We start from the raw sequence: 25,043 nt of genomic DNA on the forward strand, positions 1-25,043 counted from the left end.
CACCCGGCCTGTGCTGTGTTTCTGCTCGTTTTTCGGTTTTAGCCGTCTTCTCCAGTCCCATCGTAGGCCCCCTCAGCAGCGAGGCGGCCACGCTCGCGGACGATATCGGGCGTTCGACAGCGTCCAGGCTCCCCGGCCGCCTGCGGGACCGTACAGTTGTTACAGCTCTCACAGAGCACACGCTCTTGCCCGGCAAGAAGCCGCGCCGGGAGCCGCGGTTCCGCGTAGAAGGGCCGGCCCATCCCGACGAGGTCACAGGCGGGCGCAGGGCCATTCTCACCGAGTAGGGTCTCACACTGCGTGCGCTCGCGTATCCCGCCCTCACAGAGGACCGGCACGTCGACGGCCGCGCTGACCGTGCGACAGAAGTCGGCGTTCCAGCCGGGGTCCCGCGGATACCAGCGTGCTTCGAGTCGGTTTGCCGCCCGGACGGCCTGGGCCCGCCAGCGCGAGCCAAAGACCGCAGCGTAGTCGGACTGCAACTCCGAGGCCGCCCACGCCCTGGCCGGATACGCCCCGCGGACGATGCTCATGTCCCAGTAGACCGATACCTCGACGGGGACGAGCGCGTCGTAGCCCGCCGTCGCGAGTCTCGTCGCGATGTCGACGCCGTCGCCCCGCGTGAGATGCCGACGGACGAAGGGCGGAGCGGCCGTCTCGGCGGGCACTTTCGTCACCAGCGGCACGTCGCCAGCGTGGTCGCGAATCGACTCCTCGATTGCCAGCAGGAACTCGACACCGTCGGCGAACTCGTCGTTGCGGCGGTTGTAGTACGGCGAGAGAAACTGCTGGACGATGCCCATGTTCGCCCCGGAGATGTGGATTCCGTCGTACCCGGCGTCGACGGCGTAGCCCGCCGCGCGCCCGAACGCCTCGGCGAGGTCGTACACCTCGGAAGTCGAGAGCACGTCGGGCCGGAGGTCGACGAATCCGAGCCGGTCCGCGAGGCGAAGATGCCAGGGAGGCTGCGAGACGGCGCGCTGGCTCGTCGGCCCGGCCTCGTCACGATGGCCGGCGTGCCACATATCGAGACTGCGCAGCCCACCGTGAGACAGTTGCAGGAAGATGCGTCTGTCGTGGTCGTGAACCGCGTCGGTCAACCGAGACAGTTCCGAGGCGAAGTCGGGGTCGTGAACGCGAGTCATGTTCGGCGCGGCACACCCGCCCTCTGCTGTGACGATGCTCGCACCCTGGAAGATGAGTCCAGCGCCCGCCTCGGCGGCGGGTTCGAGTTCGTCGACGAGCGTGTCGACGGCGTCGGGACCGTTGCCGGCACACTCGAGCAGCGGCGCCCGATAGAGCCGATTCGGTATCTCGACGCCGCCGATACTGATGGGGTCGGTGAGTCGGCTCATCGCTCGACGGTCAACAGCGCGACGCGCTCACAGACCACGTCGGCGAGCGTGCCCTCGGTAGCGCCCAGTTCCCGCTCGGAGATGTCGAAAAAGTCCATCACGCGCTCGCGGTCGTACTCACCCAGCGTCGCTGCGGGGTCGAGCAAGTCACCGACCGCTGCCGCTGCGCCAGCCTCATCGCCTCCCGCTGCATCCGCTTCGTCGCCTCCTGCTGGCCCGTCGTCGACGACCACGACTGCCGGCGTCGTCCCCTCGTCGACGCCTATCTCGAGTGCCCGGTTTATCTGGCGGCGACCGGCCGCGTACAGCAGTATCTCGACTGCGCGATTCCGGGCGATCATCTCATCGCGTTCGGCCGCGCGGTTGGCCAGCGCCACCGCCCGTTCCAGATGCTCGCGTCCGACGACGTACCGGGCGTCGAACGCCTGGACCGCGACGCCGTACTCCGCGCCGATGGCACCAAGTTCCTCGACGAAGGCGTCCACGTCTTCGACTGTCGCCGTGCCCTCGATTACCTCCATCAGAAATCACCAAGGTTCGCCTGGTCCTCGCCGGCAGTCCCCTCTGCATCCGCCGACACACTGTCATCTGTTCCTTCGTGAGAAATTTCCTCGGATGGGTCCACATCTGCCATCGACGGATTGCGGTGTCCGGCGTTTTCGAGGACGTTCTCGGCGGTCTTCTCCCGGCCGCGAAGCGCCGCCAGGACGACGGACTTGTCGGCGTCCCGGAGGTCCGCTCGCGTCTCGATGCCGGCCTCGAAGAGTCGGCGGGCGCGCTTGCGACCCACGCCGCGAACGCCAGCGAGGTCGACCAGTTCCGACCGAACACCGTGTTCGGCCCGGGTCCGGGCCTCCCGAATCGCAGGCACGGCGTCGACATCGAGTTCCGAGACCAGCGACTCCGCCGCCCCGAGTAACCACTGTGCAGTCTCGACTTTCCCGCGGATGTCGCCCGGCCCGATGCTGTAGCGGTCGGTAATCTCGTCCTCGTCGAGTTCGCTGGCCCAGTCTTCGAGCAGGCAAGCGGTCTTCAGCGCCGACAGCCAGTCGTCGAAGCGGTCCTCGTATTCGGAGGGTGCCCGACCCAGCAACTCGTTTTCTCGTTCGTAGGCAATTTTGGTGTATTTCTCCTCGTCGCCCGAGCGGAGGTACAGTTCGTACATGTCCGGCGTGCGCGCGACGAGGTGGTACAGACCGAGCGCGGTGAGTTCGGGGGCCCCGTCACCACCGCCGCCCTGCTCGCGGAGTTCGTTGGCAGTCTGGAAGCTACCGGCCTCGTCAGACGCGTCCGCGGTGGTCGCCCCCGTATCTCGCTGGGCCGCCCGCAGGCCGTCGATGATTTCGGCGGCGCTCATCGGGTCGAGGTAGAGACGTGAGACGGTGTGACCGAGGCTGGTTGGGGAGAGTTCCTCCCCCTCTTGGGTCAAGAAGTCGTTCCGAACCAGATACTCGATGACGTTGTCGGTGACCTGTTCGAGTCGGTGGCGGTCGGCGGTCTGTTCGGCGTACAGCGTGCCCTCCAGGAAGTCCAGCAGTCCCTCGCGGGAGCGCGCGAAGTTCGATGCAACGGTCGCGAGGATGTGCGTTCTGAGTGCGGGTTCGGCGGCCAGTTTCGACTCGACGGGTTCGGGGTCGGCCCAGACGTACCGCTCGAACAGTTCGTCGAGTTCGTCGTGGCTGGAGGCGACGAGGACCGCCTCGCCGTAGGGGTCCAGTCCCGGCCGCCCGGCCCGGCCCATCATCTGGTGGACCTCCAGCACCGAGAGGGGTTTCATCCCACCCATGGTCCCGTCGTAGCGCCGCCAGTCCCGGACGACGACCCGACGGCTGGGGGTGTTGACTCCGGCGGCGAGAGTGGGTGTCGCGGAGACGACTTTCAGCAGTCGGTCCCGAAAGGCGTCTTCGACGAGCGAGCGGTGCTCGCGTGCCAGGCCGGCGTGGTGAAACGCCGCCCCCTTCGCGACGGCATCGGCGAGGTCATCGCTGGTCTCGGTGTCGCTCACGTCGCGAATCTCGGCGGCGATTTCCGCGAGTTCGTCCCGCTCGTCTCCGGAGAGGAATGCTTCGGTCGTGCCGGTCAGTCGCCGTGCGGCGGCCTCGGCGTTGCGCCGGGAGTTGACGAAGACCAGCGAGGAGCCGTCGTCTTCGAGCGTATCGCGGACGACAGCGGCAGTCTGGTCCTCGCTGTTTTTGACTGCGACGCGTGACTGGCTCCCGTCTTCGAGATGAAGCGCGTCACCGTAGTGGACGCCCTTCTGGAGTTCGATGGGGCGCCAGTCCGAGTCGACCAGTTTCGCGTCCAGCCAGTCGGCCAGTTCGTTCGCGTTGCCGATGGTCGCCGAGAGCGCGACGGTCTGCAGCGAGGGGTTCAGCGAGCGGAGTTTCGCGAGTGTGACCTCCAGCGTCGGGCCGCGCTCGCCGTCGTCGACCAGGTGGACTTCGTCTGCGACGACCGAGGATAGGTCGTCGAGCCACGGCGCGTCGTTTCGCACGAGGGAATCGACCTTCTCGCTGGTGGCGACGACGATGTCCTTGTCGGCGAGCCAGCCACCCTCCGATTCGTAGTTGCCCGTCGAGACGCCGATGTCGAGGCCGTACTGTTCGTACTCCTCGAAGTCGGCCTGCTTCTCGCTGGCGAGTGCGCGCAGGGGGACGATGTACAGCGCCTTCCCCTGGCGTTCGATAGACGAGAGCATCGCCAGCGTCGCGATGAGTGTTTTCCCACTGGCGGTGGGTATCGAGGCGACGAGACTCTCGTTTTCGGTGACGCCGGCCTCGACGGCCTCGGCCTGTGGCGGGTACAGCGACTCGATGCCCTGCTCGCGCAGGTGGTCGGGCAGCCAGTCGGGCACGCCCGGGATGTCCGCAACGTCCATTATGCGTGGGTGGGGCGTGCCACCGTTTAAACGTTCGTTCAGTGAAGCCGTCTGCGCGGAGAAATTCTGCTAGTAGTCCACACGCTTTTACCGGCCGACTTCCCATGCCAGTGTATGCGAATCGAATACGACCGCGACACCTGTATCGGGATGTTCCAGTGTGTCGCAGAGTGGGACGCCTTCGAGGAGGACAAAGACGCCGGGAAGGCGATACTCCGGGACAGCGACGAGGACGAGGATGGTGTGTTCGTCCGCGAAGTCCCGGACGACGCAGAACTCGACGCGAAGTTCGCGGCGCGTGCCTGTCCGGTCGATGCCATCGCCGTCTACGACGACGACGGCGAACAGTTGATTCCCTAAACTCAGACGTATCCCTCTACCGTCGCCTCCAGGACGACATCGGGTGTAGACTCCCCTGGCCGTTCGACCACGACGGCCGCCTCGACGTAGGTGTGTTCGCCGCGAGTATCGACATGCTCGGTCGTCCACCGGCAGGTCAGCGGCTGGCCGGTGTAGACCGGTTTCGAGAAGTGCAGGTCCATCCGTCGGGAGAGCACCTCATGGTCGCCGCCGATTTTCGTCAGCAGACTACCCGTCAACAGTCCCTGGACGAGCACGCGTCCCTCCTCGTCGGGGTCGGTGTGACGTGGCTGGTCGTCCCCGGTCAGGTCCGCAAACTGCAGGACGTCCTCGCGGGTGAACGTCCGCTCGTGTGTGTACGTCTCGCCTTCCTCCATGGAGGGGGCAGGCACGCCCGACGGAAAAGCCCGATAGTCGAAAGACAAGTAGCCCTGGCGATAAAATCCGTGGCCAATGGCTGTCCGCGCGCTCGTCCAGCGAGTGCTCGACTGGTTTCCGGCCGTTCTCGCCCGGCTGGGACTCGTCGAGCGCGTGAAAGCGACCGAGGCCTTCGACCTCGCGGTCCCCGTGATGGTCACCGGCGGGCTGCGCGTCCTGTTGCGGATGGCCGATTTCCTCTTCGTTGGGCTCGCGCTCGGCGACGCCGCGATTGCCGGTCTCGAACTCGGCTTTCAGTACTACTTCATCGGTTTTGGCCTCTCGCTGGCGCTGACCTCGGGGACAATTAGCGTCGTCTCCCGGCTACAGGGTGCGGGCGAGCGTGCCCGTGCGAACCTCGCGGTCAAGCAGTCTTTGTGGCTCTCGCTTGCAGTGTCGCTCCCCCTGACGGCCGTTAGCTGGGTGTACGCCGAGCCACTCGTCGGGGTGTTGACAGGGGACCCGGCCGTCGTCCGCTACGGCAGCGCCTACCTCCAGGTCGTGATGCTCTCGCTTGCCTTCCAGTTCTGGAGTATGGTCTCCGCACGCGCACTCGCCGGCAGCGGCGATACGCGGACGCCGATGTACGTCCGCCTCCTGACCCTACCGACCAACGTCGTTCTCAACGCGGTGTTGGTCTTCGGACTGGGACCGGCCCCGACACTCGGCGTCGTCGGCGCGGCGCTTGGTACCGCAATCGCCAACATGGTCGCCGCGCTGGTCTTTTTCGCGCTCCTTGCCTCCGGCCGGTACGACGTCACGCTCCCGCTGGGTGGCCGGCAGTTCGATGCCGGACTCGTCCGCGAGATTGTCCGTGTCGCGTCCCCGCTTGCGGGAATGCGACTGCTCCAGACGACGGCCCGCTTTCCGTTCCTGTTCATCCTCGGCGTGCTCGGAACGCCCGCAGTCGCGGCCTACGCTATCGGTCGCCGGGTCATGATGTTCGCGCTGATGCCCGCGTGGGGGTACTCGACGGCCGCCAGCACGCTCGTTGGACAGTCACTCGGTGCAGGCCACGAGGACGAGGCCACCGACTACGGCTGGCAGACGCTCCGGCTCGGGTTGGTGACGCAACTGCTCGCGGCGGGCGTCCTCGTGCTCGCGGCCCGTCCCATCGCGACCGCCTTCGGGACGGCACACGTCGACCTCACCGTCGATTTCATCCGCGTGTTCGGCCTCGCGACGGCGGGATTTTCCGTCTCCCGAACGATGCGGGGGAGCCTGCGCGGCGCCGGAGACACCCACTGGCCGCTGTATGGAACCTTCATCGGGTCGTACGTCGTCCGGATTCCGCTCGCAGCGCTCGCACTCCCGACGGCGGTTACCATCAGCGTGGCCGGCTTCTCGATGACGCCAGGGCTCGGGCTGGGCTACCCGGCGATATTCCTGGCGCTACTCGGGGATTACTACACCAAAGCTGTGGTGAATACGGGGCGGTTCTGGTCCGGGCACTGGAAAGCCGTCGCCCGACGAGCGAGCGTCGGCTCGGCGGACTGATTACTCGAACTCGCCTTCGTGGACGTCGCGTTCCGGCTGGGAGGCCATCTTGATGCGGCTCCGCGGGAAGAAGTGAGCGAGGTCGGTCGTCGTGACGATGCCGACGGGCTCGCCGTCCTCAGTGACGGGCAACTTCTTGACGCCGTTGTGCCCCATCCGTTCGCCGGCCGTCCGGACCGCTTCGTGTGGCCGGATGGTGACGACCGGGTCGGACATAATCTCCGCAACCGTCGTCGCAGAGAGGTCGAGTCCGCCCCCGACTGCGCGGACGATGTCCGTCTCGGTGACGATGCCCTCGATGATGTCGTCACCGACGACGAGCGAGCCGACGTGTTCGTCGGCGAGGACTTCGGCAGCCTCGGCGACTGTCGTGTCCTGTGTGACTGTGATGACGGGGCTGCTCATGATTTCGCTGACCGGTGTTTCGTCAGTCATATTCAAAGGTGTACACCGGGCAGGGCTTAACTTTGGCCCCTGGGATAGGTCGAAATCTGTGCCTTTTTATCACTGCTGGTGGAAGCGTGCGGTATGAACAACGCAACGAAAGTCACCATCGGAACCATCGTCCTCTCGGCGCTGCTGGTCGGGGTTCTCGTGGCCAACCTCGCGCTGGCCTGATGTTCAGCGAGCGCACGCTCGACGGCGACGTGGCGGCGGTCCGCGACGAACACGCACCCGATACGCTCGTCTTCGACTGCGAGCGCGACTTCGAGACGATTCCACCCGCACAGGCCGAAGAGCTGGGACTGCTGGTCGACACAGTCGACCCAGCAAGCGCACCGGCCGAGTGGGTTCCCGAAGACGCCCCGGAGCTTCTCCACCGCTTTGCCGGCGAGCAGTTCACCATCGGCATGCCGGGCGACGGCAGCGTCGTCTGGACCCGCCAGACCGACCCCCCGGCTGTCTTCGTGAAACCGCGCCTGGAAGGGTCGCCCGAACCGTTCGTCGACTTTCTGCTGGCCGAGGCGTTCGTCGAAGTCGGCCTGGACGAACCCGAACAGTTCCTGCAGTTTTTCGGTCCGTCGTATCCGGAGTTTCACGCGGCCGCGGCGCCGGTCCTTGAGCCGACTGAAACCTATCAGGTCGCCACAGCCTGTTACGACGCGTATCTCGGGCTCCAGACCCGCGACATCTTCGCTGGGTGGGACGACACCCACTCGTCGCTGTTCGGCGCCTGGCTGGACGCCGGCGAACGGCTCGAACCGCGCCTGTCGGGACTCTCGACGGCGATGGCCCGCGGCGAGACGGACTTTGGCGACGCCGCCGAACTGGCCTGCAGCGCCGTCAAACACGCCGCCGAACTCCCGGCGCCGTTCAGCGCCCTCGACGCCGACGCGTACCGCGAACACGGCCCCTCATACGCGGTCCAGTGGGCCGAACGGACGTTCGAAGCGCTCTCCTGACGATCTCCCGTAGCGTCACCCTCAGAAGGCCATCCTTGCCGGCGGCTGTTTGCACTGTATTAGATTGTTTACGGCAGGTCGGCAGGCGACGGCAACGCTGTACGGCTGGCCCAGCTAGATGCGGTCGAGAACGGCCTCGGCGTCGTAGTTCAAGGAGAGTTCCCGCGAGCGGCCGCGGCCGTCCACGTCGGTGTAGTCGGCCTCGATGATGCCCAGCTGGTCGAGTTTGTTGATAATCTCGGAGTAGCGGGTGTAGCCCAGGTCCGTCCGCTCGGAGAAGGCGTCGTAGATGTCACCGGCGCGCTCGCCGTCGTGTTCGGCGATGACCTCCACGAGCGCGGTTTCAGAGTCGGACAGTTCCTGAAGCCGTCGCGAGAGGTGGACGTACTTCGATTTGTCGTAGGCTTCCTCGACGTCCTGGTGTTCGACGGTCCGGGAGGCGCGCATCTCGGCGGTCAACCCCGCCCGTCGCAACAGGTCGATGCCGACCCGGAGGTCACCGCCCTGTTCCGCGGTGAGTTCCGCGACGCGGTCCAGGACCGGCGTGTCGATGACGCCATCGTGAAAGCCTCTGTCGGCGCGCTCGCGGAGAATCTCGACGATTTCGGCCTCATCGTAGTTGGGAAAGTACACCTCCTCTGGTCGGAACACCGACTGGACGCGGCTGTCCAGTTCCTCTATCATGTCCAGGTCAAGGTCCGAGGAGATGACGATGACGCCGATTTTCGCCCCGCCCTGTTCCTCGTGGGCGCGAAGTAGCGAGTACAGCGTGTCGGAGGCCTCAGACTCGTAGAACAGATAGTTCACGTCGTCGAGTGCGACCACCAGCACCTCGTCGTCTTCGACGAGTTGGTCGGTCACCTGCGAAAAGAGCTTCTTGAACGAGATTCCCGAGGAGGGCGGTTCGTAGTCGAAGACGCCCTCGAAGAGCCGCGAGAACACAGCGTAGCGCGTCGAGTTGACCTGGCAGTTGACCCGCACGGCCTGCACGTCAGTCTGGGCGCGGAGCTCGTCGAACAGAATCTGAACCGCCGTCGTCTTCCCCGTTCCCGGCGGTCCCTGCGCCATGACGTTCAGCGGCCGGGAGCCACGCACCGCCGGCCGGAGTGCGTACTTCAGACTCTCCATCTGCGTCCCGCGGTGGATGAACGTCTCCGGAACGTAGTCGATTTCGAAGACGTGCTCGTCTCTGAAGACGGATTCGTCCCAGGACAGCATCCCCTCCTCGGGGTCGTCAGTCATCACTTTCACCGAGCCGTCGCCGCCACTTAATCCTATTGCAGAACCGACCAGACACGACAGCGACGGGCATCAGGAGAACTTCTCTAACAGCGACGCGTAGAAGTCGTCGTCGCTGTCCCCAGCCAACTTCTCGACGATGAGCTCCGGCGTCGACCGGGCCAGCCGCCCCTTGACGGGGGTGCGATTGACCTTCAGCTCCCCGTTTTCCAGCCCTTCGGCTTCGATGCCGTCGACGGTAATTTCGGTCGCCGCGGCCGCCTGTATCTCTCTGGCGAGGTGTGAGACAAAGACCGCCGTCGCGGACCGCTCCGTGAGCGATTCGAGGATACCCGCCATGATGTTCGCACTCGCGCCCGGTTCGGTGATGCTCTCCAGTTCGTCGACCAGGACGAGAACGGGCCGGTCGCTGTCGACGCCCTGTACGAGTTCCCCAAACTCCCGCAGTGTCGACTCGAACGCGCCGGCATCGAGCGTGCCCTGGGTCTTGGCGTGGTAGTGGAGTTCGCCGATGCGCTCGATGCGCGCGCGGTCAGCGGGCACGGGCAGGCCCATGTGTGCGAGCGTGACGACGAGTGCCACCAGGTCCAGCGTCGACGTCTTGCCCCCGCTGTTGACACCCGAGAGCAGTGCGACCCCTTCGACGCGGTAGTCGATTGGCTCGGCGTCCTCGAAGGGCACGTCCAGCAGCGGCGACTGGCCGCCCTCGATGTCGAAGCCGGTTCCACCGAACTCGGGCATCGTGCAGTCGAAATCGTCGGCAAAGCGGGCGATGGCGAGTTCGAGGTCCCGCTGGAGGGCGGCGTCGACGAGTTCCGCGGCCGGTTCCCGGAGGTCCGCGAGCGTCCGTGCGAGTTCGCGCTTGCGCTTGGCCGCTCGCCTGTCGCGTGCGGCGGTCAACTCCTCGCGCAATCGGCTGATTGCGCCCTCGTCGTGTTCGACGGGATAGGTCGGGTCGTCGCCGAAGGCGCGGCGGGCAATCGCCGCCGTGTCCTGTAACTGGAGGGCGTCGACGAGGTGGTCGCGGGCGGCCTCGACTGCGTCGTCGTACTCGTCGGCCAGTTCCCGGTCGAGCAGCGAGTCGACGCCCGCGCCGCGTTCGACCAGCGAGAGCAAATCGGTGCCCTCGATTGTCACGTCGCGCTCCTCGATGGCCTCGCGAAGGTGGTCGTTGGCGACGCTTTCGGCGGTCGAGACGGCCGCGTCGATGTCGTCGACGGCGGTCGAAAGCCGGTCGAGTTCCTCGTCGCCCCGGACCGACCCGTCGGTGTCGAGCGTCGCCAGTGCATCCTCCAGTGCGTCCAGGTCGCAGGGTGCGTCCATCCCTGCTTCGCGGTGGACGGCGGCGGCCGCGCGGATGCGGTCGCGGTTCGTCGCGAAAAACTGGAGGGCGCGCTCGGGGACGACGTCGACGGGGTTGTCCAGGGCGTCCGGCTGGACGCGTACGTCGCCCTCCACGTCAACGCCGGCGAAGGTCTCGTCGAGGTCGACGACAGTCGCGTAACCGCGGGCGAGTTCCGCGAGTTGCTGTGTATCGTCGACGACTTCGACGCTGACCTCGGGAATCGCCTCGCGTGCCGCGGCGTAGGTTTCGGCGTCCTGTGTGGCGAGACACCGGTCGCGAACCCGAACGCTACTCGGCTCCGAAAGCGGTGCCACGTCTTCGAGCGCGTCGATAATCGAGGGGTCGGGGTCGCGCTCGAGTGCCTCGCTGGCGAGTGTCCGCACTTCCTGGATGCGGGACTTGACGCCGCTTGGATACAGCGTCTCCAGCCGTTTGGCCGCGTAATCGGTGACCGTCCGGGACTGGAGCAAGTCGAGTGCCTGCTGGTGGATTTCGCGGGCACGGGCCGTGGCCGCGAACCCGCCGGGGTCGTCGTGGGATGCTTGGATTGCTCCCCGTGCGATGCGGGCGGCCCGCCCCTCGCTGATGCCGGGCGCGCGGGCGAGTGCAGCAACGTCGCCGGCTTCTAGTGCCCGTTCGGGGTCGTCCAGTTCCCCCAGCGCGTCGGCCGTCTTCGCACCGACGCCGGGTATCGACTCCAGGTCCATCTATTCGTATCCATCAGCGCGGGGAGCAAAAACCCAGCGAGGCGAGCGGCCACGAAGTTAAGACCCTCCCGGCAGTCATATTTCCCATGCGCGTCGGCCTCATCTCTGACATCCACGGCAACAAGGTCGCACTCGATGCCGTCCTCGAAGACATGCCCTCTGTCGATACCCTCGTGTGTGCCGGCGACGTGGTCGGCTACAACCCCTGGCACGCCGAGTGTCTCGAGGTAGTCCGCGAGCGGTCGGTGCCGACGGTGATGGGCAACCACGACCGCGCGGTCGCCGGCGGTGACACCTTCAGCTTCAACAGTCAGGCGGGCGCCGGCGTCCGCCACGCCCGGGAGACGCTCGGCCAGTCACAGATAGAGTGGCTCCGCACCCTCCCCGACGAGCGTCTCGTCTGTGACGAGCGGGTGAAACTCGTCCACGGCCATCCCGACGACCCCGACCGGTACACGTTCCCCGAAGATTTCGCCCCGGGGCTGCTCGGTGACGAGGACGTGCTCGTCCTCGGGCACACCCACCTCCAGCACAGCGCGGTCTTCGATGAGGGAATCGTCGTCAACCCCGGCAGCGTCGGCCAGCCACGCGACGGTGACCCGCGAGCGGCCTACGCGGTGCTTGACCTGGCGGAGATGACAGTCGAAACACACCGCACACAGTACGACATCGACCGGGTCGTCGACGCCGTCAGCGAGGCGGGATTGCCGGCAGAAATCGGGACGCGATTGCGTCGCGGTCGGTAGTCAGACGACGTCCTGAATCAGGTCGAGCGCCTCCTCCCGTTTCTCCCACGGCACGAACATGGAGACGGAAGTGGCGCTTGTGATGACGTCGTGGAGATAGATGTGCTGGTCGGCCAGCGGGTCGAGGATATCCTTGACTGCGGCCTCCTGGCTCTGGAGTTCGCCGCCGGTGACGCGGATGGCCGCGATGCCCTCTTCCTCGGTGACACTGGAAAGCGTCTCGTCGGCGACGACTTCCTCGTGCAGGAGCGTCTCGGCCTCGGCGGCGTGTTTGTTGTCGACGTAAAAGGAGATGGAGTCCATCCCACTGGAGACGGTCTCGACGTTGATGTCCGCGTCGGCGAGTGCCCCAGAGAGCTGTGAGAGAATCCCGGGCTGGTTCCGGATTGCACGGCCGGCAGCGGTCAGACAGACCAGTTCGCGCTCGTGGAGCGAGATGAGGTTCTCGAACTCCCCCTCGATGGAGGTGCCGCCGGTCAAGAGGTCACCGTGCTGGTAGTGAACGACTCTGACAGAGAGATCACCGCTCTTGTACCGGAGCGCAGAGGGGGCGACGACTTCTGCGCCACGGAAGGAGAGATTGCGGAGTTCGTCGACGGTAATCTCGCCGACGTTGCGTGCACCTTCGACGACGTTCGGGTCGCCGGTCATGACGCCCTCGACGTCGGTAACGATGACGACTTCGTCGGCGTCCATGTAGTTGCCCAGCATGACGGCCGTGGTGTCGCTGCCGCCACGGCCGAGCGTCGTGATGGTGCCCTCGTGGTCCTGTGCGAGGAAGCCGGTGATGACCGGAACCATCCCACCGGCCATCTCCTCGGCACACTCCTGGGACCGGCGAGTGGTCTCTTCGACGTCGACTTCGCCGTACTCGTCGGTGATGATCGGCCACTCGGGACGTCCCGGTTCGAGGAACTCGGCGTCGATGTCGCGGGCTTCGAGCGCTCCCTTGAGCATCCGGACGGAGGTCCGTTCACCCATCGAGACGATTTCCGCGCGGTCTGCCTCGTTGGCCTCGAATTTCATCTGGTCGAGCAGATGGTCGGTCGTCCCGCCCATCGCCGAGACGACGACGGCGACCTCGTGACCGGCCTCGACGGCCGCTGCAATGGAGTCTGCGGCACGATTGATACGGTCGCCGTTGGCGACGCTCGTTCCGCCAAACTTGGCTACGATTCGCATACATTCACCCGTCGTGTGTGGACGCAACTCATTAGCCCGGGGTTTGTCGTCGCTGTGGATAACTGTGTTCATCTGGTGTCCCGCCGGCCTGTGGTTTAATTGGCGTGCCGCCCAAACCCGGAAGCATGGAGGTACGGGATGCCGTCGAGGCCGACGCCGGTCGACTCGCGGCGCTGACAGAGGCCCCGCGTGACGTGATGCGAAACCTCGTCCACGACCGGACGGTCCGTGTCGCCGAACGCGACGACGAAATCGTCGGGTTCGTCAGCTACGACGCCCGCGAACAGACTGTCCACGTCACACAACTGGAAGGGGACAGAGACTGTTTCGACCGGTTGCTCGAGGAGCCACTCAGTTTCGCCGACGCGGAAGGGATGGCCGCCGAGTTGCTGGCCCCGGACGACGAATCCGCGGTCCACGACGCGGCACACGAGGCCGGCTTCGAAGACGCCGGTCCCGGCCCGCGCTTCGAGGGTGATCCGACCACCCGGTTCCGCCTGGAGTGACCACCGGCAAACTCACATGAAATCGGCGATGCCGCTCTGTTTGTTCTTGTCGTTCTCGAACACGCGCTCGATGCGCTTTTCCAGAATCTTCAGGCGCTGTTTGGTGTAGGTCCGCGCGCCGAACTCCTCGGCGACGCGCAGCGCGGTGTCCATGTACTTGTTGACCGACCCCTCGTGGACCGTCAGCGTGATGTCGCCGCCACACTCCGGACAGTCGCCCGTCAGCGGCGCGCGCCTGAACTTCTCCCCACAGCCCAGACACCGCACTTCTTGACTGGAGAAGGCCTTGAGATTCCCCAGCAGGTCCGGCAGGAAGTGGTACTCGATGATGCGCTCGGCCACGTCCGTCTCGTTGACCGCCCGGAGTTTCCGCGAGATGAGTAGCTGGGCGTCCATCTTCTCCTGCATCGACCCCAGCGTCTTGTAGGCCGACAGCGCCGGTCCCGCCGCGATGTTGGTCGTGTCGTGGGTGTGGTCGAAGCCGGTGTACTCCCGGTTGGTCCCCAGATTCTCTTCTGCGATGGTCATCACGTCCTCAACATCGCCGGGGTCTGCCATCTCGCGGGTGGCCTCGTAGAACTCCAGCGGGTACTCGCGCATGATGTCCATGTTGTGTGCCTCGTCGTCGATTTCGGAGGGGTCGATGCGCGAGGACATGACCAGGGGTGCGTCCATTTGGCCGCCGCGCTGGTTGGGGAGGAACTTCTTGCTGAAGTTGAGGAGCCCATCGAGAAGGAGCATCACGCAATCTTCGTCACCGTCGCATTGGGCGACATGGTAGCCATTCGCGACGAGTCTGTTCGTTTCTGCGACTGTGAGACAGTACGTGTACTCGACATCGCTTGGGACGTATTCGACGCGTTCTACTACTTGAACTTCGGGGCCGCCACCGTCGGCCACTACCGAGGCACCACCACCCGTACGAGCCGAATCCACACCTGCAGTGGGAATTCTGTCACCTGTGTCGATATCGCTAGCCGGTACCGACACGGGTTCGTCTTCCCAGCGGAGCATCGAGTGGTCAGGAGTCACGGTAATCGAACTACCGTCTTCGGTCTCAATACGGACTAGATGGTCGGGAGCCGGGTGTTTCGAAACCGCCTCCACTGGTTCCAACACCTGCTGCCCGTCGTCGTTCAGTGATGGTACACGGACGTTCCCGTCGAGTTTCTCAATCAGAACTCCAAAGTCGTCCTCACGCGGGTCATCCAGTCGTCGTTCGACGAACGATTCGATACTACACGTCTGTTGTGTATCGGCGTCGTCTTCGTACCGTATCTCAGTATCGGGGTGGAAACAGTTCCGCCGTTTCGAGGCGTGAAAGTACGGATGAGCATATCCGACAGCGGCGCTCGTGAATCCTATCACCCTCCCGACAACTGCCGCGCTGGTGTGGGGAGCCATCCCGAAGACGAGTTCGCCCACGAGGTCGTCGCGCTCCTCCAGTTCGTAGTACGGGTCCAACCCGTAGTACTGCGTGAGGAGGTCGTCGACGAAATCGGCGGTCTGGAGCATGTGCTCGGCCGCGCCATCGGAGAGGACGATGTCCTGAACCTTGAGTTCGACCAACTGGTCGTCGAACCGCAGGGGGTCGCCGTTGATGTCCTCCTCGTAGCCCAGTTCCCGGAAGTGGTCGACTGTGACGTCCAGTTCCTCCGGTCGGACCGACGTGACGGGAAGGTCAGTCATGTCGTAGCGGACGGTGCCGTCTTTGAACGCCGAGACGTCGTGTTTCGCCCGGAGAATTCCCTTCTCCATCGGTTCGGGTATCTTCTCCTCGGAGGAGAGCCCCTTGACGGCTTTCAGTTTGTCAAAGGCCGCCGGGCGCTCGCCGACGTTCGCCAGCGACTCACGAAACTCGGTGTTGATGTCGATGGTCTCGTACTGCGTGGGCGAGGCCAGCGTCTCGCAGTTGGGACACTCCGCGCGGCCGGACTCGTCGGGTTCGACTTCGCGGTCACAGTCCCGACAGACGTAGACGGCCTCGGTCGTGCCGCCACAGTCGGGACACCGCACTCGGAAGGTCCGCGTGCCACAGTCGGTGCAGTCCCGCCGGCTCACTTCGACCTCTACATCCCCTTTCGTGCCTTCGACGGTATCGCCGTGCTGTGCGGCGTCGCCGACCGAGCGCTGACTGCCGCCGGCCTCGCCGATGGGGAAGAGCGTGTGGACTGCCGGAGAGAGTTCCCGTTCTTCGGATTTCTCCGGACGGCCCATCCGGTTGCCGATGCGGGTGGGAGCGCGCTCGCGAACGGTAAAGGGCGAAATCTCGTTGACGGCCTCGATTGCGTTCTGGCCCTCGTCGTAGGTGCGTGCGTGCTCGGAGAGGTCGGCCTCGGACCACGAACGGTCCAACTCCGACGAGAAACCGAGCGTGCGGACGAGCGGCCGCCAGTCGGGAACGTGGAGTGTCTCCTCGTCCTGGGTGTGCGTGACGAGCAGTCGCTCCAGTACCGTCGTCACAGTTTCGGTCCGCGGGAGGACGAGGTCGCCGCTGGCGTCGCTGGCCTGGCCGGCGAGTGCGCCGTCGCCGGCAGCGATTTCGGCCTCGTCGAGCGCATCGGCGAGTGCCAACACGTCGTCGACGCTCACGTCGTGCCAGAGGTAGGTGTACGTCGGGTGAATCGGTGCGTCGTAGTCGGTCGCCCACTCGATTGCTTCGCCGGGCGTGGGGTCAGCGAGGTCGACGTCCGTCGAATCACGCATCGCCTGGACGGGACCGCCCGCGTCCTCGAACTCCTGGGTCCACCACTCGACGGTGTAGGAGGCGGGCGCGAGCGGGTGGTTGTTCTCGACGAACTCGCCGTAGTTGACCAGGTACTCGCCGAGGTCGATAATCTTCTCGACGCCGTTGCGGAGTTCGAGCGCTTCCTCGGCGTCGTCGATGCGGCGCACGTCGCCGTTTGCCATCCGGACTGTCGGCCCTTCGATGGTGTCGACAGGGACGACGCCGGCGGCCTTGCCAGGTCGTTCAGTCTTTATCTGTGTTCCCGTCGCGAGGAAGTCGTCGACGAGGTGCATCGCCGCGGGGTGGACCCCCGCAGTCGCGAACCCGTGATTGCGTGCGCGGCCGTAACGCAGGCGAAAGCCACCCGATTCGCTCGGGTGAGAGAAGACCGGGCGACCGGCGATGAGGTCCCGGAGGAACTTCGTGGAGGGGTCGACTCGTGGCGGTCCCGTCTCCTCGTCGGCCTCCTCGGTATCGGCAGCGTCGCCGTCGTCGCTCTCCTCGGCAGCGTCGGCGTCGTCTTCGTCTGCGTCGTCGCCGTCACCGTCGGCTTTGTAGTTGCCGTCGATGAGGTCCTGGAGCCACGGCCACTCGACGTCCTCCAGCGAGCCGGTGTAGCGCTGAATCTTCGGTGCTTTCAGCGCGATGCCCTCCGCGAGGACGAGACACATCCCACCCCGAGAGGAGTTCGTGTCGACGCGGTCGAGGTCACGGAACCCGGAGACCTCCTCGTCGCCGGTGGCCTCGCCGTCGAGCATGATGGGCATGTGTTTGGCGATAAACTCCGTCTCCTTTTCCTTGGGCGAGTACTGGAGCCCGGTCTCGGAGTCGTAGAGTGCAATTTCCTCGGCGTAGCGGCCGACCTCGTCGTCTCTGGGTTTGTACTCGTCGATGTCCAGCAGTGTCCGAGCGTAGTCGGCGACGAGCACGGACAGCGCCTGTGCGGTCCCACCGGCAGAGCGAATCGGACCGGCGTAGTAGACGTTGATAAACTCCGTGCCGTCGTCGTTTTCGAGCAGTTCGACGCGGTCGATGCCCTCGATGGGTGCCGCGACGACACCCTCGGTGAGCAGGGCAACGGCTGTCCGGACCGCGCCCTCGACTTTGCCCGCGCGGGTGTCGTAATCGCCGACAGTGCCCTCGACGAAGTCCTCGACGAGTTCCAGCGCCGCCTCCTCGCGGCTCATCTGCCCTTCGAGTTCGCGGACGCGTTCGGCGACGCCGTCGATACCGAGGATGTTCTCGACGCGGTCGGCCATGTCCCTGGCGACCGGTATCTCCACTTCGGTCGCGGGGTCGCCGCCGCGCTTGCGAGCGGCGTTTGCCACGTCGAAGGCGTCGTCGAGTTCCGATTCGAGACGCTCGAAGTACCGCTCGTCGTCCGGCCTCATCGTCGGTTCGCCCGTTCCATCCTCACAGCGGCCAGAGGTCCAGGTCGGTCACGTCGTCGTGTTCGCGGACGAGTTCCGCGTCGAACTCCCGGACGTACAGTTCGCCGGCGAAGGTGGTGGCGCTGTCGAGGTGGCCGGCGACGACACTCCCGTCGTCTCGCGAGAGGGTCACGTGCGTGTGCGCGAAGCGCTCGCCGTCCAGCCACGAGATGTTCCCGACGGCGGGCACCACTTCCAGCGGTTCGGTGAACTCGATGTCGCGGTACTCCTGGTCGTCCTGGTCGTAGAAACTGAGGACGGCGTCCTGCACCGCACCGAGACCGAAGAAGAAGGCGGCGTCGATGTCCTCCGACTCGGCGAAGTCCTCTATCTGGCCGCGCCAGTCCCTGCCGTGTTCGAGGCGAGCGACGAACTCGCGAGCGCCCTCGACTTCCTGATAATCCATATTAGATGGGCACGGGCGGCCAGCCCAAAAGCGTGTCTGTCCGAACGGTCACAGAGGTCAGGCCGGGAGCGACACCGTCCCGGCCGCAAGCGAGCGTTTGGCGTCCCAGAACTGCAGTTCCGTCACCGTCCACGTCACCGGGTCGACACCGCGCTCGACCAGCCGTTCCGCGGCGTCGATGTCACCGCCCCGCGCGATGGTGACGTGGGGCGTGTAGTCGTCGCCCTCGAAGTTCTCGACGGGGTCGATGATTTCGCACAGCCGGCGATGCAGCCGGTACAGTTCCGGGCTCTCGATAGCGAGATACACCACCGGCGAGGGACCGACCGGGTCCTCGGAGAAGTAGCCGATACCGTCGGTTTTGACTTCGAACGTCGGCGTCCCGGCGAGTGCATCACGGACGCGAGCGGCGGCGGGATGGAAATCCGTCCGGTCGTCGACGCGCAGTCGCTTGGCCACCAAGGTGTGCTCACCGCGCGCACGAGCGCGAGCCATCGGCAGGTCGCGAGCCAGTGACTGCGCCAGCGCGGTGACTTCGCTGGGTGGCGGAACGTTCAGACTGTACACAGAGAGACCGAAGAGAGAAGCCGCAAAAAGCGCGTCGTTAGATGCGGTCGAACAGGTACAACACGATGAGGACGATGAGGGCGAGGCCGAACAGTTTCGGAAGCGGCGCGAGGAGCCACGCGAGCGCCCCCAGGAGCTCGCCGAGCACTTCGAGGATGAGCCAGACCACGGCGAGCACGAGAACGACTTTGAGGAGGGTATCGACGTCGATGTCAGCGCGCATAGGGACGAGTCGGCTTCTCACCTCAAAGCCCTTCTGGCCCGGCCGCGGCAACAAACGGTTTGAGTGAGTAGCGCAAATCCGCACGACAGGAATGTCGAAGAGTGTCGGTCGCGCTGTCGTAACCATGGTCGCCGTACTGTTGGTGACTGCGGGAACCGCCGGTGCCTTCGGCCAGCCGGGAACCGAACAGGTGAGCGTCGATACCGACTCGACGCGGCTGAACGTGGCCCTGCAGGAAGACGGCGACGCCCAGTGGGAAGTGGTCTACCGCATCCGTCTCGACGACGAGAACGACACCCAGGCGTTCGACGAACTCCGGCAGGACATCCAGAACGACTCGACGCCGTACACCGACCGCTTTGGCCAGCGGATGGAGCGGATTGCAGCCACCGCCGAGAACACGACCGGCCGGGAGATGGCGATTCAGAACATGTCCGTCGAGACGCGGACCCAGCCCAACTACGGCCTGCTCGTCTACGAGTTTTCGTGGGCTAACTTCGCCGCCGTCGACGACAACACCATCCGCGCGGGCGATGCAATCGACCAGTTCTACCTCGACGCCCAGACCACACTGGAGATACAGTGGCCCAGCGGCTACGTCAGCGACTCCGTGACGCCCGCCGCGACGACGGCCGGCGAGAACAGCGTCGTCTGGCAGGGCGAACGTGATTTCGACGCCGGCCAGCCGCGCGTGGTCGTCGTCCCGCAGGGTGAGACGCCGATTCCGCCGGACGACGGCTCAAACGGACCGGCATCGGACGGCGAGAGCGGCGGTGACCTCCCGCTCGTCGCATTGCTCGCCATCGCCGCACTCGTCCTCGGCGGCGCCGTCTGGCTGTACAGCCGCCGCGACGACGATATGGCGACAGCCGACGGGACAGACTCCTCCGATGCAGGCGACGCGGGTTCGGCGGCCGCTGCCGGTGACACTGCAACTGACGACAGTCCACCGATGGACCTGCTGAGCAACGAAGAGCAGGTGCTTCGCCTGCTCGAAGAGAACGGCGGGCGGATAAAACAGAAGCAGGTCGCGGCGGAACTGGACTGGACAGCGGCCAAGACCAGCCAGGTCGTCAGCGGCCTCCGCGACGACGACGAGCTCGAATCGTTCCGCCTGGGACGCGAGAACGTCCTGACGCTCCCGGACGTGGACCTCGAATCAGACAGCGGCGACGAAGCGTAGTACATAAAAGCACCGACCGTTCGGGAGGTTGTTTTTCGTTCGGTCTGGAGAACCGGCAGACACGAGCGGTTTTTAATCCGGCTTAATCGTCGTTAACTGGGCGAGAATCGGCATTAGCGCCGTCTATTTATATACAATCTGGCGCCCAAGAAGAGAGTGTAATGAGACAACGAAGTACCCTCGTCCTGGCTGCACTCCTCGTCGCAGCCGTTGCGGCGGTCCCCATCGCAGGGATGGCAGCGACGAGCGACGTGCCAGCACAGACAAACGAGACGAGCGAAAACACGAGCGAAGCCAACGCCACCGCTCCCGGCGAGCAACTCGCCGGCGTCGTCGGCGTCCAGGAAGCGGAGATAGACGGTGAAGTCGACGAGCGCGCCTACGGTATCAAGGTCGCCAAGGCTGCCGGCAACGACAGCAAGGCCGATGTCGTCAAGAGCCAGCTCGACGACATCAAGCAGCGCCTGAACGAACTCGCCGAACGCAAGGCGACTCTCACCGAGGCCCGCGAAGACGGGAACATCAGCGACGGCCGCTACCGTGCGGAGATGAGTCGCCTCGCAGCAGAGACCCAGACGGCAAAGCGCCTGGCCAACCAGAGCGAGACCGTCTCGCAGGGCCTGCCGGCTGACCTGCTCGAGTCGAAGGGCATCAACGTGACCGCCATCCAGACGCTCCAGGACCGCGCGAACAACCTCACCGGTCCCGAAGTGGCCGAAATCGCCCGAGGAATCGCCGGCCCGAACGTCGGCGGCCCGCCGGCCGACCGCGGCCCCGGTGCACTGCCGGAGCGCCCCGCTGACGGTGACCGGATGGGCGACGGAAACATGACCGACGAGGAGGCGCCTGACGAAGAGACGACCGACGACAGCGAGCAGCCCACTGACGGGCGAGAAACGCAGTCGGCGCGGTCGGGTCGCTAACGGCCACAACGCTTACTCAGTACACTTCTGAGCACACAGATATGAGAGACCGATTCAGACAGAGCGGGATAGCGCTTGGATTCGTCGCACTCTTACTCGTCTCCGCGACGGGCGGGGCAGCCGCGACAGCACCAACAGGTACACAACAGACACACGACGGCGCCGCGGAGCCGCCCGCGTTCGTCGTCGACCTACAGAGCGACGGCGCCGCAACGGTGACGGTGAGCTACACCTACGACCTCTCGGATGCCGACCGGAAGGCGGCGTTCGAGGAGCTCCAAAACTCGACGGACGCCCGGAGTGACTTCCGCGACCGCTTCGAATCCCGGTTGCGAAGCGTCGCGGCCACCACAGAGAACGCGACCGGACGGGAGATGTCGGTCGCCGACGCGACGCTCGAGTTCCGGACCGACGGCGACACCGGCATCGTGACCGCGGCGGTCGAGTGGGACGGGCTGACAGCCGTCGACGGCGACCAGTTGACCCTGACGGAACCGTTCGCGAGTGGCTTTACGACCGAGCGGGCGTTCCACGTCATCGTTCCCGACGAGTACACCGTCTCGTCGGTGACGCCCTCGCCGGACCAGCAGACAGCGGGACATCTCACCTGGACTGACGGAACAGACCTGAATGGGTTCGAACTCGTGACGACCGCCCCGGCGGAAACCGCCACTGGAGACGAAACGGAACCCGGCAGTGACGCGACGACCGACGACTCGGCAGGGGATTCCGGTCCCGGCTTCGGCGTCGTTGCAGTCGTCGCGGCGATTGCGGGACTCCTCGCGGTGGGCCGACGGCACTGAGCAACACCCCTGAGTTTGCGAAGGTCGGCGAGAGAACGACTGAACGGAGTGACGGAGTGAACTCGCCGGAACTGACCCACGCCACCAGCCCACACACCGGAGAGGTCTCGGAAGATATTTGTACGGTACTCCGGGTAGATGTTCGTACATGACCGGGACTCACACCACCGATTCTCGCAACTCCAGCCGTGGGTCCCGACGACGACCGGGCCGTTAGGCCCGACACTATCTCTCCCCCTGTTTTGATTGAATTTCAGTCACCGTCCACCGCTGGGTTTCGGGACGGATATTAACCACCCGGCACACTCACAACACATGCCAGAACAAAACCGCGTCGCGCTCGCCTTCTCCGGTGGGCTCGACACGACAGTTTGCGTTCCGCTGCTCGAAGAGGAGTACGGCTACGACGAGGTCATCGGCGTCACCGTCGACGTCGGGCAACCCGAAAAAGAGTTCGTCGAAGCCGAAGAGACCGCCGACGCGCTCGGCGTCGACAACCACGTCGTCGACGCCCGCGAGGAGTTCGCCGACCTCTGTCTGCGCTCGGTGAAGGCAAACGCCACCTACCAGGGCTACCCACTGGGGACCGCGCTCGCACGCCCGGTCATCGCCAAGGCAATCCTGGAAGTCGCCATCGAAGAGGACTGTGATGCCGTCGCTCACGGCTGTACCGGCAAGGGCAACGACCAGCTCCGGTTCGAGGCCGTCTGGCGCGACTCGGACCTCGAGGTCATCGCGCCCGTCCGCGAACTCGGCCTGACCCGCGAGTGGGAGATGGAGTACGCCGCCGAGCGCGACCTGCCCGTCGAGGGCGGGAGCGAAGGTCGCTACAGCATCGACACCAACCTCTGGAGTCGCTCCATCGAGGGCTCCGAACTCGAAGACCCCGCGACGATTCCCGAGGACGACATCTACGACTGGACACAGAATCCAAGCGGCAAGGACGCCGAACTCGTCGACATCGAGTTCGAGGACGGCGTTCCGGTCGCCCTCGACGGCGAGGCTATCGACCCCGTCTCGCTGGTCGAACAACTCAACGAGCAGGCCGGTGCCCACGGCGTCGGCCGCACGGACATGATGGAAGACCGCATGCTCGGGCTGAAAGTCCGCGAGAACTACGAGCACCCCGCCGCCACTGTTCTGCTGACCGCTCACGAGGCACTCGAACAGCTCGTGCTCACCCAGGAAGAGCGCCAGTTCAAACAGCAAATCGACCAGCAGTGGGCCCAGAAGGGGTATCAGGGACTCGTCGACGCACCATTCGTCGACGCACTGGAGGGCTTCATCGACAACACCAACGAGCGCGTGAACGGCTCCGTCACGGTGAAACTGGAGGGTGGCCACTGCCGCCCCGTCGCCCGCGAGAGCGAGTACGCCGTCTACTCCGAATCGGCCGCGTCCTTCGACGAGGAGGACGTCCAGGGCGGCATCACCCAGCAGGACGCCACCGGCGTCGCCAAGTACCACGGCTTCCAGTCGCGCCTGGCCAAGCGGGCCATGGAGAACGCGCGCCAGGAGGACTAATCCGATGAGTGAGGAGAGCACCGACGACGCCGTGGTTCGCCGCGACCGCTTCAGCGGCGGCCCCGCCCGCGAGTTTCTCTCCTCGCTTGCCGACGACGAGCGCATCTTCGAGGCTGACCTCGCTGTCGACCGCGCCCACGTCGTGATGCTGGCCGAGCAGGACATCGTCGACGACGAGGACGCGAGCGCGATACTCCGTGCGCTCGACGACATCGAAGAAGCGGGTCACGGCGGCCTGCCCGACGGCGAGGACGTCCACGAGGCAATCGAGACGGCAGTTATCGAGCGCGTCGGCCCGGAGGGCGGCCGGATGCACACCGCCCGCTCGCGCAACGACGAAGTGGCCGCGTGTATCCGCTACCGCCTCCGTGCCGACGTGCTGGCGCTGCTGGAGACAGTGGTCGAGGCTCGCGAGCAGTTGCTCGCGGTGGCTGCCGAGCACACCGAGACAGTGATGCCCGGCTACACCCACCTCCAGCCGGCTCAGCCGACGACGGTCGCACACTGGATTTGCTCCTACGAGCAGGCGCTCGCCCGCGACACGGCCCGGCTGCTCGATGCCTACGGGCGCATCAACCAGTCGCCACTCGGCGGCGCCGCCTTCGCAGGGACGCCGTTCGACGTCGACCGCGAGCGCACCGCCGAACTGCTTGGCTTCGAGAGTCTCGTCGAGAACTCGATGGACGCCGCGGCCGCGCGGGATTTCCTCGTCGAGACCACCGCGGCGACGGCGACGCTTGCGACGACACTGTCGGGACTTGCGGAGGATATGGTCGTCTTCGCCAACCGCGGCTTCGTCGAACTCGACGACGACTACGCTTCCACGTCCTCGATTATGCCCCAGAAGAAGAACCCGGACACGCTGGAACTGGTCCGGGGCCGGACCGGCGACGCGACCGCGGGACTGGAGGGACTGCTGACGACGCTGAAGGGACTGCCGCGGGCGTACAACCGCGACCTGCAACGTGCCGGTCGACACGCCTGGGACGCCATCGACTCCGTGAGCGAGAGCGTCGAAGTCGCCGTCGGTGCGGTATCGACCGCGGACTGGCCGGCCGACGAACTCGCGATGGCCGCCGGTGAAGGATTTGCGACGGCGACGGGCGTCGCCGACCTGCTCGCCCAGTCGGGTGTCCCCTTCCGGACCGCCCACGAACTGGTCGCGAGCGCGGCGGAGCAAAGCGACGACCCCGGATTCGCGGAACTTGACGCCGCGAGCGAAGCGGTCCTCGGGGAGTCGCTGACTGCCCACGTCCCGAAGGCGGAAATCGAGAACGCACTCGACCCGAGCGAGAGCGTCGCGATGCGCGACTCGCGGGGCGGGCCGGCACCCGACGCCGTTGGCCAGCATCTCGACCGTGCCAGGGAGACGCTGGCCACGGACCGCGACGCCGTCGACGAGCGCCACTCGGCCGTCGACGACGCAGCAGCGACACTCCAGTCGGAGGTGGACACCTATGTCTGACGGGCTGACACATGGCGAGCAGGCACCACTGAGTGCGAGCACTGACAGTCGCCGCCTGCGACCCAGCCGAGTCCGACGACGATCCCCGTCCGGGGAAAACATACCAGAACTCTGAATATAAGATTCGGTACATCTCGAAAATACCCACTACACACG

At 65.5% G+C, this 25,043-nt stretch carries 22 protein-coding genes; 10 read left to right on the forward strand and 12 right to left on the reverse strand.

From position 1 onward, the window contains the following. Nucleotides 1–38: 38 nt before the first annotated feature. From QYL91_RS03855 to QYL91_RS03865, 3 genes are read right to left on the reverse strand one after another with little or no spacing between them, the layout of a single operon-like run. Complete coding sequence (locus QYL91_RS03855) at nucleotides 39–1,355, reverse strand: oxidoreductase (protein WP_302082062.1); 1,317 nt, start codon at nucleotides 1,353–1,355, stop codon at nucleotides 39–41. Next, a complete protein-coding gene (cgi121, locus tag QYL91_RS03860; RefSeq protein WP_302082063.1) occupies nucleotides 1,352–1,876 on the reverse strand; it encodes a KEOPS complex subunit Cgi121 in 525 nt (174 codons plus the stop codon). Before cgi121 ends, QYL91_RS03855 begins: the two co-directional genes overlap by 4 nt. Further along, nucleotides 1,876–4,233 (reverse strand): ATP-dependent DNA helicase, encoded by a 2,358-nt coding sequence (locus tag QYL91_RS03865; protein ID WP_302082064.1) that lies wholly within the window; start codon nucleotides 4,231–4,233, stop codon nucleotides 1,876–1,878. Before QYL91_RS03865 ends, cgi121 begins: the two co-directional genes overlap by 1 nt. Before the next feature lie 114 nt (nucleotides 4,234–4,347). Here QYL91_RS03865 and QYL91_RS03870 point away from each other — a divergent pair, with 114 nt between their 5' ends. Then, nucleotides 4,348–4,593, forward strand: a complete 246-nt coding sequence (locus QYL91_RS03870; protein WP_302082065.1) for a ferredoxin — start codon at nucleotides 4,348–4,350, stop codon at nucleotides 4,591–4,593. Between the two features lie 2 nt (nucleotides 4,594–4,595). Here QYL91_RS03870 and QYL91_RS03875 read toward each other — a convergent pair whose 3' ends face one another. Further along, on the reverse strand, nucleotides 4,596–4,970 hold the full coding sequence (locus QYL91_RS03875; RefSeq protein WP_302082066.1) for a MaoC/PaaZ C-terminal domain-containing protein: 375 nt from the start codon (nucleotides 4,968–4,970) through the stop codon (nucleotides 4,596–4,598). Nucleotides 4,971–5,046: 76 nt separating this feature from the next. Here QYL91_RS03875 and QYL91_RS03880 point away from each other — a divergent pair, with 76 nt between their 5' ends. After that, nucleotides 5,047–6,507 (forward strand): MATE family efflux transporter, encoded by a 1,461-nt coding sequence (locus QYL91_RS03880; RefSeq protein ID WP_302082067.1) that lies wholly within the window; start codon nucleotides 5,047–5,049, stop codon nucleotides 6,505–6,507. Here QYL91_RS03880 and QYL91_RS03885 read toward each other — a convergent pair whose 3' ends face one another. Then, on the reverse strand, nucleotides 6,508–6,942 hold the full coding sequence (locus QYL91_RS03885; RefSeq protein ID WP_302082068.1) for a CBS domain-containing protein: 435 nt from the start codon (nucleotides 6,940–6,942) through the stop codon (nucleotides 6,508–6,510). A gap of 182 nt (nucleotides 6,943–7,124) precedes the next feature. Here QYL91_RS03885 and QYL91_RS03890 point away from each other — a divergent pair, with 182 nt between their 5' ends. Beyond that, on the forward strand, nucleotides 7,125–7,910 hold the full coding sequence (locus tag QYL91_RS03890) for a DUF7089 family protein (protein ID WP_302082069.1): 786 nt from the start codon (nucleotides 7,125–7,127) through the stop codon (nucleotides 7,908–7,910). A gap of 114 nt (nucleotides 7,911–8,024) precedes the next feature. Here QYL91_RS03890 and QYL91_RS03895 read toward each other — a convergent pair whose 3' ends face one another. Then, nucleotides 8,025–9,152 carry an ORC1-type DNA replication protein gene (locus QYL91_RS03895; RefSeq protein WP_302082070.1) on the reverse strand — a complete coding sequence of 376 codons (1,128 nt, stop codon included), beginning with the start codon at nucleotides 9,150–9,152 and terminating at the stop codon, nucleotides 8,025–8,027. Between the two features lie 69 nt (nucleotides 9,153–9,221). After that, on the reverse strand, nucleotides 9,222–11,201 hold the full coding sequence (locus QYL91_RS03900; RefSeq protein WP_302082071.1) for a MutS-related protein: 1,980 nt from the start codon (nucleotides 11,199–11,201) through the stop codon (nucleotides 9,222–9,224). Nucleotides 11,202–11,287: 86 nt separating this feature from the next. Here QYL91_RS03900 and QYL91_RS03905 point away from each other — a divergent pair, with 86 nt between their 5' ends. Further along, the gene (locus QYL91_RS03905; protein WP_302082072.1) at nucleotides 11,288–11,947 is read left to right on the forward strand and encodes a metallophosphoesterase family protein; all 660 of its coding nucleotides are present in this window, start codon (nucleotides 11,288–11,290) and stop codon (nucleotides 11,945–11,947) included. Here the strand turns inward: QYL91_RS03905 and QYL91_RS03910 are convergent, their stop codons facing one another. Further along, nucleotides 11,948–13,129: an aspartate kinase gene (locus QYL91_RS03910; RefSeq protein ID WP_302082073.1), complete on the reverse strand. Its 1,182-nt coding sequence runs from the start codon at nucleotides 13,127–13,129 to the stop codon at nucleotides 11,948–11,950. It abuts the gene before it with no gap. 125 nt (nucleotides 13,130–13,254) lie between these two features. Between QYL91_RS03910 and QYL91_RS03915 the strand changes: the two genes are divergently transcribed. Further along, entirely contained in the window at nucleotides 13,255–13,635 is a 381-nt protein-coding gene (locus QYL91_RS03915) for a hypothetical protein (RefSeq protein ID WP_302082074.1), read from the forward strand. A 12-nt stretch (nucleotides 13,636–13,647) separates the two neighbouring features. Here the strand turns inward: QYL91_RS03915 and QYL91_RS03920 are convergent, their stop codons facing one another. The 4 genes from QYL91_RS03920 to QYL91_RS03935 are packed head-to-tail and all read right to left on the reverse strand — an operon-like array spanning nucleotide 13,648 to nucleotide 18,989. Beyond that, nucleotides 13,648–17,754, reverse strand: a complete 4,107-nt coding sequence (locus QYL91_RS03920) for a DNA-directed DNA polymerase II large subunit (protein WP_302082075.1) — start codon at nucleotides 17,752–17,754, stop codon at nucleotides 13,648–13,650. Between the two features lie 22 nt (nucleotides 17,755–17,776). Further along, on the reverse strand, nucleotides 17,777–18,199 hold the full coding sequence (locus tag QYL91_RS03925; protein WP_302082076.1) for a PPC domain-containing DNA-binding protein: 423 nt from the start codon (nucleotides 18,197–18,199) through the stop codon (nucleotides 17,777–17,779). Between the two features lie 57 nt (nucleotides 18,200–18,256). Next, the gene (locus QYL91_RS03930; protein WP_302082077.1) at nucleotides 18,257–18,766 is read right to left on the reverse strand and encodes a 2'-5' RNA ligase family protein; all 510 of its coding nucleotides are present in this window, start codon (nucleotides 18,764–18,766) and stop codon (nucleotides 18,257–18,259) included. A 37-nt stretch (nucleotides 18,767–18,803) separates the two neighbouring features. Continuing rightward, the gene (locus QYL91_RS03935; protein WP_302082078.1) at nucleotides 18,804–18,989 is read right to left on the reverse strand and encodes a DUF7554 family protein; all 186 of its coding nucleotides are present in this window, start codon (nucleotides 18,987–18,989) and stop codon (nucleotides 18,804–18,806) included. 124 nt (nucleotides 18,990–19,113) lie between these two features. On the opposite strand from QYL91_RS03935, the gene QYL91_RS03940 reads away from it, so the two are divergent. The 5 genes from QYL91_RS03940 (at nucleotide 19,114) to argH (ending at nucleotide 24,887) form a co-directional block, all read left to right on the forward strand. Next, the gene (locus QYL91_RS03940; RefSeq protein ID WP_302082079.1) at nucleotides 19,114–20,172 is read left to right on the forward strand and encodes a DUF7345 domain-containing protein; all 1,059 of its coding nucleotides are present in this window, start codon (nucleotides 19,114–19,116) and stop codon (nucleotides 20,170–20,172) included. A gap of 161 nt (nucleotides 20,173–20,333) precedes the next feature. Continuing rightward, nucleotides 20,334–21,095, forward strand: coding sequence for a hypothetical protein (locus QYL91_RS03945; RefSeq protein ID WP_302082080.1), 762 nt, complete (start codon nucleotides 20,334–20,336; stop codon nucleotides 21,093–21,095). A 41-nt stretch (nucleotides 21,096–21,136) separates the two neighbouring features. Then, entirely contained in the window at nucleotides 21,137–21,898 is a 762-nt protein-coding gene (locus tag QYL91_RS03950) for a DUF7345 domain-containing protein (protein WP_302082081.1), read from the forward strand. 315 nt (nucleotides 21,899–22,213) lie between these two features. Next, nucleotides 22,214–23,422 carry an argininosuccinate synthase gene (locus QYL91_RS03955; RefSeq protein WP_302082082.1) on the forward strand — a complete coding sequence of 403 codons (1,209 nt, stop codon included), beginning with the start codon at nucleotides 22,214–22,216 and terminating at the stop codon, nucleotides 23,420–23,422. 4 nt (nucleotides 23,423–23,426) lie between these two features. Then, nucleotides 23,427–24,887, forward strand: coding sequence for an argininosuccinate lyase (gene argH, locus QYL91_RS03960; protein WP_302082083.1), 1,461 nt, complete (start codon nucleotides 23,427–23,429; stop codon nucleotides 24,885–24,887). Nucleotides 24,888–25,043 lie beyond the last annotated feature (156 nt).

It is taken from the genome of Salinibaculum rarum (assembly GCF_030505615.1).
In the GTDB taxonomy this organism is placed as follows: Archaea; Halobacteriota; Halobacteria; order Halobacteriales; family Haloarculaceae; genus Salinibaculum; species Salinibaculum rarum.